The sequence below is a fragment of the Candidatus Hydrogenedentota bacterium genome (genome assembly GCA_019695095.1).
GTDB lineage: Bacteria > Hydrogenedentota > Hydrogenedentia > Hydrogenedentales > SLHB01 > JAIBAQ01.
This window is the reverse complement of sequence record JAIBAQ010000040.1, coordinates 22,054-38,778: the sequence shown is the minus strand read 5'-3', so window position 1 is coordinate 38,778 and position 16,725 is coordinate 22,054. Positions and strand designations below refer to the sequence as shown.

Here is a 16,725-nt window from a genome sequence, read left to right as displayed (position 1 = left end):
AAATCCACCTACGGCTGCTTCCGTCAAGACCTGACCGGGTTTGGCGGCATCCCGTTGAGTGGGACCCAGCCGTCACCTTATGCTCCGTCAAAAATAACACCGGCCTCCCGCGCGCCGGTTCGAAAACGATTGACACGCCAACGGAGACCATGCCGCCAACGCGCGCATAACGCGATGCGGACCGCTGAATACGGTACCATTCGCACAGCGCTCATTGCAAACAGTGGACGCATCCGTTCACGCCCAACACAACCTGCTTTGAGTAGCGTAACGCTTGAGATGCGCGCCTTTTCCCCGAAAATGACGTCCGCAATGGCGGAATCCGGGGACTTACCCAATCTATGCAATCACGGTTACGGCCAACCTTCGTCGACACACCTGCCGGCAGCCAAGCGTCTTGACTTTTGCCTTTTCAGCTACACCTTCCGCCCACTGAAATCCAAGCCCGATACTCGCGAACGACACGTCGCTCCCGGCGTCTCGGCGGCCCTGCGCGAGTGAAAATCCTGTCTGGGCCCCCATCCTTTGAAGCATTCCCCAGTTTGGCATCCGGCCGGCCGCCGACAACTGCCGGTTGCCATTTCAAATGCCGAATCGGCATTCTGTAGTCCACGTTACGAAGACCGCGCCGGGGTGGGGCGGCATTTGGGGGGACCGAGTCCTCGGACTCGAAATCTGGGAGTCGACCGATACCATGCAGACTATTCGGACGAAGTCATTAATCTCTCTGCACCAAGTTGCGCTGTTCGTGGCGCTACTATTGTGTGCACAACTTGTCTCATCAGGCGCCTTCGCGCAGAGTGCCTCCGCGGCTAAGGGGGAATTGCTTTACAACGGCATCCAACTGCCCGAGGTGTGGCCGCCGCGCGATCTGCCGGTGAGCCGCGAACCAATGCCGCTTCCCTATCTGAAAACGCCGCCGGCCGTGATCCCCATCGACGTAGGCCGGCAACTCTTTGTGGATGACTTCTTGGTTGAGGATACGACCCTTGCCCGCACGCATCATCCCGCAACCTATTTCCCTGGCAACCCCGTTTTGAAGCCCGATTCCCCGTGGGAGAGCGAAGGCAGCAAGAGCCAGGAACACCCCGCGCCGACGGCCATGGTATTCAGCGATGGCGTGTGGTTTGACCCGCAAGATAACCTCTTCAAGATGTGGTACATGGGCGGATACACGGTGACGACGTGCTACGCCACCTCCAAGGACGGTATCCATTGGGAAAAGCCTATGCTCGACGTCGTGCCGAACACCAACATCGTTCAAGCTGCCAAGCGCGACTCCACGACGGTGTGGCTCGATCTGCTGGAGAAGGATCCGGTACGCCGGTACAAGCTCTTCGAATTCGGCTGGACAGGCAAAAGCAGGCACAACCTCACGATCTTTTTTTCGAGCGACGGCATACATTGGGGCGACCCCGTGGGATCCAGTGGGACGGTGGGCGACCGTACAACGGTGTTCTACAACCCCTTCCGGAACGTATGGGTCTATGGTATTCGCGACTATGATCACACGACCATCGGACGGTTCCGCCGGTATGCGGAAGGAGCGGACGTCCTTGCCGCGTCACAATGGGAGGATAAGAAGTCTCCATTCTGGGTAGGCGCGGACAACCTCGACCCGCAACGCGACGATCTGAAGACTCCGTGCGAACTCTACAACCTCGACGCCGTGGCCTATGAAAGCATCATGATCGGGCTCTTCTCGATTTGGCGCGGGCAGCCAACCGATCGCGCCAAACCCAATGAGATCTGTATCGGCTATACGCGCGATGGATTCCATTGGGATCGTCCCACGCACGAACCGTTCATTCCCGTTTCGGAGAAATACGGCGACTGGAATTGGGGCAACGTGCAGTCCGCGGGCGGCTGCTGCCTTGTCGTGGGCGATCAGATTTACTTCTACATGAGTGGCCGGTCCGGCGTGCAGGGCTCGCCCGCATCGGGCACCAGCGCAACCGGTCTTGCCACACTTCGTCGCGACGGATTCGTATCAATGGACGCCGGGGATACCGAAGGCGTATTGACCACACGACCCGTGACATTCAAAGGCAAGTATCTGTACGTCAACGTCGACGATCCGAACGGGCAATTGTCTGTGGAAGTCCTCGACGAAAACGGTAAAATCATTAAACGATTCAAGAAGGACAAGTGCACTCCAATCAGCGCGAACAGCACGATCCAGCGTGTTGCATGGAAGAAGACGGACGACCTCTCGGCTCTGGCCGGTAAACCCGTGCGTTTCCGCTTCCATCTGACCAACGGCAAGCTCTACAGCTTCTGGGTCAGTCCCGACGCATCAGGCGCCAGCTACGGCTACGTGGCCGCGGGCGGCCCGGGCTTCACCGGACCGACCGATACGGTGGGTGCGCCGCCATCGAAGTAATGCGAAGTTTATCGGTTCACTGAGAAATCCAAGTTGCTAGGTTGAGAATCGAAGGTGGGAATGGCTGAGCAATTCCCTGCGAGACTGCACGTGTTGATGGCGCGCGACGCTCCGTACGCCGTTGTCGTGCGCAGAGGTCCATCGAAGAAGGTTGCTGTGATTGGTTGGGACCGCAGCAGCGACGAATTTCTGGTCGGCCAGTGGATGAACGGCCGCATTTACGAACGACGGTGCGACCTTTCGCCGGATGGCAAGCACCTCATCTATTTCGCCATGAACGGCCATTGGGATTCCGAGACGCAAGGATCGTGGACGGGCATATCCCGTGCTCCCTACCTGAAAGCACTCACGCTTTGGCCCAAGGGCGATTGCTGGTTGGGCGGCGGAATGTTCTTGTCGAATTCTAGTTATTGGCTGAATGGCGGTTGTTCCAACGTTCCGTTACGTGATGACTCTGGCCTCAAATGCAGCACCGAGTATCCGTGGCCCGTCCGTTACGGCTCCGAGTGTACCAGCGTGTACTATCCACGATTGATCCGTGACGGTTGGTCCGAGTTGCCGCATAAGCGCGAAGCGAAATGGAACACATTCATGCTCTTTGAGAAGAGGATCAACGAAGAATGGACCATCAACAAAATCGCGCATGAAACGCTACCCCAGCAGAAGGGGCAGGGCTGCTATTTCGACGAACATGTGCTCCAAAATGGGCGTACCGGCGTAGTTATCGAGTGTCCGACATGGGAATGGGCAGAAGTGGATGGACAGCGGCTCGTATGGGCCGAAAGCGGGAAGTTGTACTCCGGACAGCTTGACGCCAATGGCCTGTGCCACGTGAAAGTCCTATATGACTTCAACGCGCTGAATTTTGAACAGCTTGAGGCACCATACTGACGAACGACAAAAAAATGAGACCCCGCGTTGCCGCAGGGTCTCATTGAGAATGTTCTGACTATGCAATGGGCCTAGAAGGCCGCCTCGAACGTGTATTGACCGGAGCCCAACTCCAGCTCAAGCACGCCTTCCTTAGCTTTGCCGACCTTGATGCCTTCGACATCCTTCACCGGTTTGCCGCCCTCGGTGACGCTGGCCGCGTCGGTCGTAGGCATATATGCGACAGCGGTCGAGTTCGCGGGCACGGTTACTTGCCAGATGAGCTTTCCGTTCGCGCGCCGCCACTCGCTGAAGATCTGCCCGAACTGCGACTTCCACGAAGCCTTCACAAAGTCGAGTCCTTCAACCGGCGTAGGCTTCAGCACGAGCTTCTGCGCGCCGGGGCTGTCTGGACGGATACCCGCGAGACCCTGGTAGAACCATGTAATCAGGTCACCCACTAACATGACGTGGTTGTGCGAGTTCATCGCTGGATCCGCCGTGTCGCCGTTCCACAGTTCCCACACCGTCGTCGCGTTCTTGTTGACCATGTAGCCCCAGCTTGGATAGTCGCTCTGCTGCGTGATCGTGTAGGCGACGTCCGAGCGACCGTTGTCGGCGAGAACGCGCATGAGCCACTGTCCACCGATAAGGCCGGTGCTTGTGTGGCCCTTGTTGTCGATCATAATCTTGTCGACCAGCCGCTGGAACAGGCGGTCCTTGCCGTCTTCCGGCACCAGGCCAAACGCAATGGGCAGTACGCAGGTTGTGGCCGCGCCGTTCGCATACTTGGCTTCTTCCGCATTCCAGAACTTCTTGTTAAAGGCCGTCTTCAACCGCTCGGCCAGCGCAAGGTATTCCTTCTCGTCGTCCTTTTTGCCGAGCATCTTCGCGTACTTCGCCATCAGCGTGAGGTCGTAGTAAAGATACGCGGTACCCAGAAAGTCGCCGGGCGTCTGACGCATCGGGTCTTTCGAATGGATCAGGTGCTGTTCCTCGGGCGGCACACACCAATCCCCGTAGTTATCCTTGGGATAGATGTCGTCCTTGAGTCCGGCCTCCATGTGCTTGATCCATTTGCGCATGCCGTCGTAGTGGCGCTCAATGGTGCGGCTGTCGCCATACTGGTCGTAGACCATGCCGGGCACGATGACGAACGTGCTCGGCCACGTAACGTTGTCGTTGTACAGCGGCCAATAAGTCGGGCACACGTCCGATATGCTGCCGTCTTCTCTTTGGCCATCGTGCATATCGCATATCCACTTGGAGTGGAAGGCGGACGTGTCGAACATGAACGACTCGCCGCGCGACACTTCGGAGCGGTCGCCAAGCCAGCCTTGGCGCTCGTCGCGTTGCGGACAGTCGGTGGGCATGCTGCGGTAGTTGCCACGCGTACCCCACACGACGTTCTTGTAGATGGCGTTCACGAGCTTGTTGGAGCATTCGAAGCTGCCTGCGGGCGTGACAGCATCGTGGACGACGCATCCTTCAAGTACATCGAGATCGGGCTGGCCGGGATAGCCGACCAACTCGACGAAGCGGAAGCCGTGATACGTGAAGCGAGGTTCGTAGGTTTCTTTGCCCGAACCTTTGAGGATGTACTCATCCGTAACCTTCGCGCCACGGATGTTGTCGAGGTAGAGCGTTCCGTCGTCGTGGACGACTTCTGAGTGACGCAGAGTGACGCGCGTTCCAGCGGGCCCTTTCACCTTCAACTTGCACCAGCCCACCATGTTCTGCCCCATATCGAAGACGTACATGCCCGGCTTGGGGTTCGTCATCGCGACGGGATGCAGTACGGCGTTCACCTTGATTGGCTTGGACATCTGCGCCGACATGACTTCACCGGGTTTCTCGACCAACAGCGGCGTCTGCCATTGCGAGTCATCGAAGCCGGTCTTGTCCCAGCCCGGCATCTCCAATCGAGCATCGTAGGTCTCGCCGTCGTACTCATTGTTGGCACGAATCGGGCCAGCCGTTGTCAGCTTCCACGATTCATCGCTGACGACTTCCTGCACCGAGCCGTCGGCCATTTCAAGCCGAAGCTGAAACAACAGTTTTGGATAACCGTACGTGCGGGTTGCTGTCGGTTCGCCGGTTCGCGGGGCGTAGTAGCGGCCATTACCCAGCCAAACGCCTACGGCATTCTTTCCGGACTGAACCACGTCCGTCACATCATACGTGTTGTAGAAGGTCCGCTTGTTGTATTCGGTACATCCCGGCGCAAGCACCTGATCGCCGATTCGCTCGCCGTTTATGTAGAGTTCGTAGAGGCCAAGACCGCTGATATACACCATGGCCCGCTTTACCGGACTGGCCGCATCGAATTCGCGACGCAACATGCGTGCAGGCAGCACACGAGACTCCGGTTTCTTGGGCGTGCCCCAAGGTTGCAGGTCACTCGCGCCAAGATCCTTGGCCTTGCCCCAATTGGCATCGTCGAATCCCGCCGTGTTCCAACCATCGGCTTTGGCGTCGCTCGCCTTCCATTCTCCATCGGTTGTCACAAGAACCGGATCGCCGCCATCGAATCGCAGCACGAACGCGGCCAGCAACCCGGCAGGATTCGGTCCGGTTCCCATGTTGTCCACGGAGACGGCCAGCACATTCTTACCCGGTGTGAGCACGTCGGCAATGGATTTCTCGGTCGCGCCCTTGAACGAATTGAAGTCGACGGCATGCGTCCCGTTGACAAACAGTGAGCCCTGGTTATCACCGGAGAGATACGCTGTCGCCGAAGTCAGTACGCGGCCCGCAGGGACATCGATGGTCTTCCGGAAGTAACGAGACCCTACCGGGGCCGACTGAGCGGGATCGCCCTCGGCAAACCAGATCCAACGCGCCTTCGCAATGTCGCCTGCGCTATCCGCGGGTTCGTCACCACCGTCGAGACCGATCCATTTCGCGGTCCACTCTTCGGGTTTCAGAACACCCATGGACCACTGCGCCGGTTCGCTCCACGCGGATTCCTTGCCGGCTTCGTCCCACAGGCGAACCTTCCACCAACAGGGCTGGAATGAAGCCAGCGCCGTGCCCGAGTAGACGACGTTGAGGGACTGATCGGACTTCACTTTGCCGGTATCCCACAGGTCGCCTTTGTCTGCCGCCAGGTTGTCTTTCGACGACGCCACGATTATTTGGTAGGCCGACTGCGCCCGGTCGCGCCCGGCTGCCTCCATCTTCCAGCTCAAGCGTGGCTGTGTGATATCGATGCCCAATGGATTTGACCGGTATTCGCACCGTAACCCATAGACCAACGCGTCGCTTTCCGCTGCCATCACTGTTGATACCCCTGTCGCGGCCACAAGGCACGCTACTAGAACCCCCAATTGTCGAATGTACATGAGCTTTACCTCCCTCTTCGCGCATGAAGCACCAGCATACAGGATGAAGACCTACAGGGGAAAGCAAAGATGTCGGAATCTGTCAATGTCAGTCTGGAACTTGCCATACACAGACGCTATGATGCCAAAATCGCTCTGGCAGCCGCCGGAAGGATGCTCACCTACCCGTGTGCGCGAGTTGGCTTTGCCGAGTCTCTCAAAAACACACGATGAAACTTGATACGAGGAAGGATCTTGACTTATGCACCGAACCCACTCTCTCCTCATCGAAGATTCTAAACCAAGCGCCGCCCTGTTGCCTCAGCAAGTCCACCCGTCGTACAGAAAGACCGATGCAGAACTTACCCCCTCGCGGCGTGGTTTTCTGTTGTCGGCGGCAGCCCTCGGCGCAGGTCTATTCGTGCCCTTCCGCACGTATGCCGCGGATGCTCAAGCCGCCCCTGCCGTAGCGAGCGCACCTCCGCAACGGGTCATGCTGTCCATCTCTGAAGACCCGGCCCATTGCGTGAGCGTAGTCTGGCGCGCACAAGGGCAAATCGAGAAACCACAGGTTCAAATCGCCCCGCTGACTGCGGCGCCCCTCACGGATAAAGATGCGATTGCATTTCCCGCGTCGCCGCAGGCGCCGCTAACCACTGCGACCGGCGAGCTGGTCTATTCCTATGCACACTCGATCAAAGGCCTCAATCCCGCCACCCAGTACTGCTATCGCGTTGGCGATGGGACTTCATGGAGCGAGTGGAATGTCTTCCGCACGGCGGAAGCGTCCGCCGCTCCGTTCAAGTTCCTCTACCTGGGCGACGTTCAGAATGACATTCGCTCCATGTGCACACGCGCAATGCGGAAGGCTTATCAACATGCGCCGGATGCGGCGCTGGCCTTGTTTGCGGGCGACTTGGTCACCGATGGATGGGACGACAACCTATGGAGCGAATTCGCGTACGCGACGTCGGTACTCTCCCAGACGATGCCGTGTTTGCCCACTCCCGGCAACCATGACACGAAGACCAAGACGCCGATGACCTACCCTTATGGTGCGCATCCCGCGTATCACGCGCATTTCAAGTTGCCGGAGAACGGACCCGAAAACACACCAGGACTTAAGCAAGAAGCCTATTTCGTGGACTATCAGGGGGTTCGCTTCATTTCGCTCAATACAAACGCTTTCGAGGACGATGCTCCGCAGGAAGTGCAGAAAGCCCAACTGAGATGGTTCGAGAAACTGCTGGCCGAGAACCCCAACCGTTGGACCATCGTGACGCACCATCACCCCATTTACTCGGTTAGCGAGGGCCGCGACAATGAGTATCTGCGCGGCCTGTTGCGTCCGCTCTATGACAAGTACCGGGTTGATCTCGTCCTTCAGGGACATGACCACGCCTACGGACGCACGCACAAGGTGGCGGGCGACAAGATTGTGGGAGCGTCCGATCCCGGCACTGTCTATGTCGTGTCTGTGTCCGGCCCGAAGCAATATGAGGTCGGCCCCAAATTCGGGGACTTGATGGCGAAAACCGCAGGTCACATGCAGCTCTATCAGGTTGTGGAGGTAAGCAGCGATCGCCTGGCTATGGACACCTTTGGTATTGACGGACAGCGGCTTGACGGTTTCCAACTCACCAAAGACGCGTCCGGGATGTCGACGTACTCGACGACGTAGGCCAGATTAAGACAGACAAGACGGATCCGTTGAACTCAGCGGATCCGTCTTGATTCTTTTTAGACGAAAGAACCGGGGCTCCACCATTGGCGGAGCCCCGGTTCGATAAACGCCAATCGCTTATTTGCCCTTTTCCATGTGCGGGATGCGCATGCTGTAGAAGGAGCGATAGACAAAGACGAGCGACAAGAGGAAGAAGACTACCGCCGCAGTGATTCGTTGCGTGTTAGTCAGCTCAATGGCCAATTCTACGGCCAGCAAGCCAAACAAGGTCGTGAACTTGATGACGGGGTTCATGGCCACCGAGGACGTATCCTTGAACGGATCGCCGACCGTGTCGCCGACGACCGTCGCGTCGTGGAGTTCCGTACCCTTCGCCTTCAGCTCTGTCTCCACCAGCTTCTTGGCGTTGTCCCATGCGCCGCCGGCGTTGGCCATGAAGATGGCCTGGTACAGCCCGAAGATCGCGATGGAGATCAGGTAGCCGATGAAGAAGTAGTGGTTCAGACACGCGAAGCTGAGCGTGGAGAAGAACACGCCCAGGAAGATGTTGAACATGCCCATCTGCGCGTACTGTGTGCAGATGGCCACGACCTTCTTGGAATCCTCGACCGAGGCTTTCTCACCGCCGCCTTCGAGCTTGATGTTCTTCTTGATGAACTCAACAGCCTTGTACGCGCCGGTGGCAACAGCCTGAGTGGCCGCGCCGGAGAACCAGTAGATGACCGCGCCGCCCGTGATAAGGCCCAGCAGGAACACCGGGTTCAGAATGGACAGACCCTGCGCCACAACTGCCGCCGTGAATTCCTTGTTGAGCATTTCGATGATCGAGAAGATAAGCGTGGTCGCGCCCACAACGGCCGTACCTATCAAAACAGGCTTCGCCGTCGCTTTGAAGGTGTTGCCCGCACCGTCGTTTTCTTCGAGGAACTCTTTGCCCAATTCGAATTTCACATCGAAACCGAAGTTCTTCTTGATGTCTTCCTGGATATTGGGAATCGTCTCAATGGTCGAGAGTTCGAACACCGACTGGGCGTTGTCCGTAACGGGACCATACGAGTCGACCGCGATGGTGACAGGGCCCATGCCCAGGAAACCGAAGGCCACAAGACCGAATGCGAAGATGGCAGGCGCCGACATGATTCCGGCAAGGCCGGTCGTGCTCACGCCGAAAGCAAGTCCCATCAGCGAAATGATGGCAAGGCCCATCCAGTATGCGCTGAAGTTACCGGCCACAAAACCGCTGATGATATTCAAGCTCGCGCCGCCTTCGCGGGACGCCGCGACGATTTCACGCACGTGACGGCTGTTTGTGGATGTAAAAACCTTCACCAGTTCAGGGATGATTGCGCCGGCAATCGTGCCGCACGTGATAATGGTTGCCAGCTTCCACCACAGCGAACCGTCGCCGACACTCTTGATGAGCAGGAAGGACAACACGTACGTCATCACAATGGAGACTACCGAGGTAAGCCAGACGAGCGTAGTCAGCGGAATCTCGAAGTTGAACTTGTCGGCGTTGCCGTACTTACCCTTGGCCCACATGTCGTTGATGTAATAAGAAACCGCACTGGTGACGATCATGCCGATACGCATCACGAAGATCCACACCAGAAGTTGGACCTGCGTGGTCAGATCCGGTACGGCGAGCAGAATGAAAGTAATCAACGCCACGCCCGTTACGCCGTAGGTCTCGAAACCGTCAGCCGTCGGGCCGACCGAGTCGCCCGCGTTGTCGCCGGTGCAGTCCGCGATTACGCCGGGGTTACGAGCATCGTCTTCCTTAATCTTGAAGACGATCTTCATGAGGTCCGAACCGATGTCGGCGATTTTTGTGAAGATACCGCCCGCGATACGCAGCGCGGCGGCGCCCAGCGATTCGCCAATAGCAAACCCGATAAAGCAGGGGCCAGCCCAATCCGAGGGGATGAACAGCAGGATGCACAGCATGATCACCAACTCGACCGAGATCAGGAGCATTCCGATGCTCATACCGGCCTGAAGGGGAATCGCCATCGTCGGGAAGGGCTTGCCCTTCAAACTGGCGAACGCGGTGCGTGAGTTGGCGAAGGTGTTGATTCGGATACCGAACCATGCCACGCCATAGCTTCCCAAAATACCGATGACGCTGAAGACCACGATGGTCACGACCTTCTCGGGCGCAAAGTGCTGCAGGAATCCGAAATAGACGACGATAATCGCCGCAATGAACAGCCAGAGCAGTGCCAAGAATTTGCCCTGGGTGAACAAGTAGGTCTTGCAGGTCTCATAGATGAGCTCGGAGATCTCCAACATCGACTTGTGAACCTGCAAATTACGGATCTTGAAAAACTGCATCAAGCCGAATGCCACACCACCGATGCAAATAAGCAGCCCAAGAAGGAGCAGCATGTGCCCGTTGATGAATCCCATGAAAGTCACGCTGGCCAGGTCAGGCATCACGAGATCGGCCTCACTCGCCGCTGCCATTTGCGTAGGCAGTACTGCCATGAGCGCCAAGATTCCCAGCAAGACCTTCCAGACGGACGACCTTGCCGGAGGTCGGCATAAGTCATTAAACATAGTACGCTCCTCGTTTGGTTTACGTTTTACTAAAATCCACGGAAGATTGCCGGAAAGGCTTCTCTACGGCGTGCCCCCCAGTGAAGGTGCTTGATGGTACTCAAATCGGGGACAGAGAAGCAAGTTTCGTATCCGATTATGGACCTTTCCCACCACAACCACGGAAACCCTGCATCGCGCCCAAGTATTCCTAGTGCAGGTGACTGGCCACTCCGCTTCTGAGGGTCACACACCCGCCGGCTTCTACGAAATCAGGCTTAGGTCCACGTAACGGGCGGTACGGGGAATCCCCTTTGACTCAATCCAGGCTCGGAGACTCGCCGGCCCAGAAGGAAGGGATATGGGCCGGAATTCACAGTCGGTTTTCGAATCGCGTAGTGGCTGCCGAACGTGTACGCCGCCAATCACAAGGTGGGCCTCCCACGGCTCCGGCGGGTCCCTCACATCTTCGCCTGAAAACACCAACTTAGCGGCATAGTTCCCCTTGACTGTTACCTCAATACTCCAGAACCCGCCGTTTGGACCGGCGGGGGCTTCACCCGACCGTTGGTCTTGGAGCGTCAGGTAGACGGGGTTCGCGTGAGGGTCGCCCACGACAATTCGTGGCGGCGCGTATCCGCGTGTGCTCGAGACATCCTGCAACCACGCCTCGTAATCCCGCCGCATCTGGGCGACTTGTTCGTTGTGCTCGGAAGCAATATCGCGCTCTTCGCCAGGGTCTGCACTCAGGTCGTATAGTTCGACACCGTTCACGAGTTTGTATTGTTGAGTGCGCACGGCACAGTTGTTGTAGGGTTCGGGCACGTCCCCGCGATGCCATTGAAAGAACAGAGTGCGGTCCTGCCAGCCGGATTCGGTTGAAGAACCTGTCAACAACGCCCACAAACTCTTGCCATCAAACTTCACCGTGTTGGGAGAATGGACGTCACAGGCATCGAGGAGCGTTGGAGCGATATCGATATGCGCCGCGACGCGATCGATGTCGCGGCCCGCCGTGAGCTCTTTGGGATAGCGGATGAAGCAAGGCACCCGGATTCCCCCTTGGTAGACTGTGCCTTTGGCGCCTCGCATATGCGCATTGAAACGATCCTTCTCTCCGCCGGTCTGAGCGCCGTTGTCGGTCATGAAAACAACAATCGTGTTGTCGGCAATTTGAAGACGGTCCAGCGTCTGCAATAGACGGCCCACATTCTCGTCCAGATTCGCGATCATGCCGTACATCTTGGCTATGGATTCGGGTAGCCCCATAGCCGTATAGGGTGCGACGTATTTGTCATCCACCAACAGCGGCGTATGGGGCGCATTTGTGGGGAAGTAGCAGAAGAACGGCTCGTTGGCATGGGACTCGATGAAGCGTATGGCCGCATCGGCGAATATATCAGTGCAGTAACCGCTGTGAGGCTCAAGGGAACCATTGTTAGAAAGTATTGGGTTGAAGTAACCTCCGCTCCCCGGCGGGTCGGATGGCTGCATAAGCCCACCGCCGCGAATCACCAGCGATTCTTGAAACCCTTTGTCCATGGCGCGCATGGGGAAACAATCGCCGAGGTGCCATTTTCCAAAAATGCCCGTGCGATAGCCCGCGCCAACCAGCATTTCGGCGAGCGTCACCTCATCGGGATGCATCATGGCACGGCCCCGATACGTGTCGATGGCGCAGGTGCGGTAGTTGTAGCGGCCGGTCATGAGGCTCGCTCGAGTGGGAGCGCACACCGGGCAATTGTGGTATTGCGTCAATCGCGTGCTTTGTGCGTATAAGGCATCGATATTGGGAGTCTTGAGGTGCGGATTTCCCAGGCATCCCAAGTCCCCATAACCTTGGTCATCAGTGAGTATCAGGAGGACATTAGGCTTACGGCGGGGCGCCTCTTGCGCATGCGCCAACCCTCCCGCGACTACAGCGGATAGCGCAGTACTTTTGAGGAAATCTCTTCGGCTTAAGCTCTGCAATGCCTCAGATCCTCCCGCGAGGCCCGGACGTCTATGCGTATCTTCGGGCCCGTTTAGTCAGCGCGATAATCGCCACTGCAAAGAATGCCGCAAGAAACGGTACAAGCACAAACGGCTTCAAAGGAAGCGCGCCCAAATCCAGCGTTGGGTCGGTGTTGTTGCCGAACTCCACCGCGTTGGAGTAGCCGTCGTTGTCGAAATCGTCGTTGGGCGCGACATCTTCGATGGCCTGTATCGCGTCCACCTGGCTGAAGTTAATGATTGTCCACTCAAACTCGTCAAGCATACCGTCGCCGTCGGCGTCCGCCGAATCGGGAACGCCGTTGTTGTTCGTATCGGGGCCCGTCATGCGGACGATGAGCCGCGACGGCCGCGTCGCATCGTGATAGATAGTATTCGTGGCCACGACTGTGTGCGTTTCTTGATTGAACGGTTCGCCCGTGTTCGTATTGACACCAAATCGCGGGTAGTTGCTGCTCGATATGTCGACGCGAATCCGGTGACCCGCATTGAACGCGATACAGGTTTCCCACAAGTCGATGGTGAACTCGTAGGGCGTGCCGGGCGTGAGCAGTTCATCGGCGTTCAGCGTGTTGCGGTGGCGCGCGCGAACGATACCGTCACACACGATCATCGAACGTCCATCCGGATAAACGTCGCAGAGCTTCGCCGTGAAGTCGGTGTCGAGCGCGGAACTGGATGCGTACAGGACGACGGTCACCTGTCCCGTGATTTCCACGTAGTTTTGAAGCACGGGTGTTGTGAACGAGACGACGTCATCTCGCGCTTCGAGCGCAGCTTGATCGTACGGACCTTTGGATATAGAGAGATTTGCCCCGCCCAGGGTGGGCACGGGGTTCGTTGGGTCATACTGATACACATCGGTCGCTTCGCTGCCCGTGGGGCGAGTCATGTTCAGTGCGCCCCCTTGATGCAGGTAGTACGAGACCGTCGTCGCGGGGACCGGCCACGTATTTGCATAGCGCCACACATTGCCGGGTCCGCTTGGCTGAGTCACGTCGCCGAGCACGTAGTACGCGACGGGGGGATCGTCATCGACGCCAGTATCAATCCCTTTCATCCAGTAATCCAGCCATTCGAAGCTGTTGTGACTGTCCATCCCCGGAGAAGCGGAATTGGCGGGCCAAGCGAACGTGCTTTCGGGATTGCCGTGACCATAGGGTCCGATGATGAGCTTATGCTGTCCCTGGGAACCCGGCTGTCCATTGTTTTGCAGGAGTTGAAAATTGCGAATCGTGCCTTTAAGAAATATGTCGTACCACCCTCCCACATTGGCCGTCGGCCACGTAACCTGATCGTACCTCGTTTCCGGCCGCATCACATCCCAGAAGGGATCGTTGGGATACGGATGAGCCTTCACCACCGTGTTGAGATAGGCAAGCGCCTCAGGACCGCGGCCCGACATCCAGTCTTCAGCCAAAGCCTTGCGAAACGTACCTCCCGCGAACATGGCTTGATCATACAAGTCCGAAGCGGCCACACCGATATGTTGGCAGATCACTCCAGGAGGCAGGCTCGCCATGAGAAAGTTTTGCGATATGCCGCGCGCCGATCCTCCGATTGTGCCAATCTTGCCGTTACACCAGGTTTGGGCAAGAATCCATTGAACCGTTTCATAGCCGTCCTTGTTGTCTCCGTAGCCGTCGTCTCGATACGCGCGGAAGATGTCTTCCGATGCGAATGTGCCCCGGATATCCTGCGAAACAACGACATATCCGCGCGCGTTCCAGAGTGGCCACTCGTTCACGCTGTCCTGATTCTTGTTATAGGTTGTACGGTACAGCACTGTGGGCCAGGGTCCGGTGCCGCTTGGGCGGTACACGTCGGTGGCGAGCAGCGTCCCGTCGGACATGGGGATCATGTGGGTAGAGAAGTTGTTGCTTGCTTCCAGTGCAAAGTCGATCCCCGTCACTGTGTGGGTGAAATCGACTTCCACAACTCCGGGCGCGCTCACTTCCGAGTAAGTAGGTATAGGCGATGCAAGCTGGACACCGTTGTACAACTCGGCAATCCAATTCGTCGAGTACACGAATATGAGCACGCGGTCCAATCCGGGCGTGCTGTCGCTGATACTAAACGTGTATACACCGGAACTGTTGGTGGTGACTGTGGACTCGACGGGAATTGAGTCGCCGGGTTGGCCGCTTCCGAGGCCGGACACACGCGTCGCCCCAACGGTGACGTCGGCAATTGGAGAACTGTCAGCCTGATTGGTAACTGTTCCGGAGAGTGTGATCGTTGCCGCTTGCGAGACCGCTGCAATCCCGCACAGCGCAACCAGCATAGTAAGACGCGCCAAAATTCGCCCAATCATGGATTGCCCCCCAAGTACTGCTTCGGCTCAAGCGACGGGTTCTCTGAGGAATTATACCGGCTCATTGCATCCTATGTCCGTCTGGCCTGCTACGTCCCGCCGGACCGGTGGCATTTAGCCATAGAACACCGGCCTGCGCTAACCGGTTCCATGGAAGAAGTTGACAGACCGGAAGTGAGAAAACTGAATGCTTATCGCGCATCCTCCGGCGCTCCCTAAACCAGAAGGTGTTCTCGGTGTCTCTGTCGCGTTGACTATCTGAGTGCGCGGCTCTATTGTGCCGTATGGAGACCTCAGACCATCGACTTGCCGGGGGGATAGCTATGGAACGTCGCACGTTCATCGCTGGAATAGGAGGAGGCGCCTTAAGCGCCTTGTTGGCCGAGTCGGCACTGGCCGCGCCTGGCCTCAGCGAAAGCAAAACAAACGTGCTTTCCCCATTTGCCGAGCGAACGGTGCAGCGTTCCTCGATCCGCATCACGCTGGGCGAGACACGTATCGTCATGCGAGGCCCGATGTTTCCGACAATGGCCCGACTGGGCGGGGATACCGTTGTACTTCACGCGCAGGCGGTTGAGGAAGGCGGGCCGCTTGCAGCGGTGCGCTCGGAAGACTTGGGGGCTACGTGGAGAGGAGTTCGCGTGGACATCGCGGGCATGGCCCTGAACACGTTTCGTCTGGCCAACGGCAGATGCGTTTCCATTCACTATGAAACCCAGGCTATCGACGGCAAACCCGGCTGGCGTTCGACAAAACGATGGGAATCCACGGACAATTGGAGCACTGTCCGTGGACCGCTGGAGGATGGACGCCTCTTTCTGCCTGCCGATCGCTTCAAGCCGGACAGGCCCAAGTGGTTTCACGGGAATACGGTTCAATTGCCCAACGGAGACTTGGTTGCCGCCATGCAAGACTTCCGCACCCCATCGGAGTTTTCGACGTTCGTGGCACTCTCCAAGGATGAAGGTGTCAATTGGGAATACCTTTCAGACGTGGGTAGCCTGGACACGATCGACGATCCCGAGGGGCGCACGAAGACCGGTTGGACCCTGTGGGGCCCGTGCGAGCCCAATCTGGTACACCTTGGCGACGGACGCATGGTGTGCGTGATGCGGCTAGTGAATGACGATAGCAGCCCTCTGATGGGCAAACCGTCGGAGACCTATCGCGACCTGAACTATGCCGTGCCCGGCACCGGCATCTATCCTGGTAATGTGTTGTCTGCGGACGCTTACTACGAGCCAGGCCCTCCGAGCGCGCCGCTTGTCATCTCCTACTCGCAGGACTTTGCCCGCACCTGGACGCGCCCAAAGCCCATGCGACAAGCTCGCGGGTGCTTTCCGAGGATGGCGCTTTCCGATGGCGTTCTGGCATTGACGTACGGTGGATTGGCATACCCGCGCTGGGGTAATTGCGTCGTGTTCAGCACGGACGGCGGCGAAACCTGGACCGATGAAATCAACTTCGCGCCGAATATGACCACCGGTTACACAGACGTTCTGGCAATAGGCTCCAGGAAGTTCCTGTGCGTATTCGATTGCACACCGCCACAACCGTGGACAAACCACGCGGCTCACTGGGTGGGCGCGCTGGACGTAACGGTTGCGTAAGCCAAGCGGGC

General features: G+C 57.7%; 8 protein-coding genes. 4 read left to right on the top strand and 4 right to left on the bottom strand.

The window, feature by feature from the left end:
- The first annotated feature begins 748 nt into the window (after positions 1-748).
- A complete protein-coding gene (locus K1Y02_09085) occupies positions 749-2,383 on the top strand; it encodes a hypothetical protein (protein ID MBX7256501.1) in 1,635 nt (544 codons plus the stop codon).
- Positions 2,384-2,443: 60 nt separating this feature from the next.
- On the top strand, positions 2,444-3,274 hold the full coding sequence (locus tag K1Y02_09080; protein ID MBX7256500.1) for a hypothetical protein: 831 nt from the start codon (positions 2,444-2,446) through the stop codon (positions 3,272-3,274).
- Between the two features lie 71 nt (positions 3,275-3,345).
- On the opposite strand, the gene K1Y02_09075 is transcribed toward K1Y02_09080, so the two are convergent.
- A complete protein-coding gene (locus tag K1Y02_09075; protein ID MBX7256499.1) occupies positions 3,346-6,597 on the bottom strand; it encodes a glycoside hydrolase family 78 protein in 3,252 nt (1,083 codons plus the stop codon).
- Positions 6,598-6,838: 241 nt separating this feature from the next.
- Between K1Y02_09075 and K1Y02_09070 the strand changes: the two genes are divergently transcribed.
- Positions 6,839-8,257: a metallophosphoesterase family protein gene (locus K1Y02_09070; GenBank protein ID MBX7256498.1), complete on the top strand. Its 1,419-nt coding sequence runs from the start codon at positions 6,839-6,841 to the stop codon at positions 8,255-8,257.
- Positions 8,258-8,377: 120 nt separating this feature from the next.
- Here the strand turns inward: K1Y02_09070 and K1Y02_09065 are convergent, their stop codons facing one another.
- The 3 genes from K1Y02_09065 to K1Y02_09055 form a co-directional block, all read right to left on the bottom strand.
- Positions 8,378-10,819, bottom strand: coding sequence for a sodium-translocating pyrophosphatase (locus tag K1Y02_09065; protein ID MBX7256497.1), 2,442 nt, complete (start codon positions 10,817-10,819; stop codon positions 8,378-8,380).
- Positions 10,820-11,062: 243 nt separating this feature from the next.
- Positions 11,063-12,769, bottom strand: coding sequence for an arylsulfatase (locus tag K1Y02_09060; protein ID MBX7256496.1), 1,707 nt, complete (start codon positions 12,767-12,769; stop codon positions 11,063-11,065).
- Between the two features lie 31 nt (positions 12,770-12,800).
- A complete protein-coding gene (locus K1Y02_09055; GenBank protein MBX7256495.1) occupies positions 12,801-15,104 on the bottom strand; it encodes a CocE/NonD family hydrolase in 2,304 nt (767 codons plus the stop codon).
- A gap of 323 nt (positions 15,105-15,427) precedes the next feature.
- Here K1Y02_09055 and K1Y02_09050 point away from each other — a divergent pair, with 323 nt between their 5' ends.
- Positions 15,428-16,714, top strand: a complete 1,287-nt coding sequence (locus K1Y02_09050) for a glycoside hydrolase (protein MBX7256494.1) — start codon at positions 15,428-15,430, stop codon at positions 16,712-16,714.
- Positions 16,715-16,725: the final 11 nt, after the last annotated feature.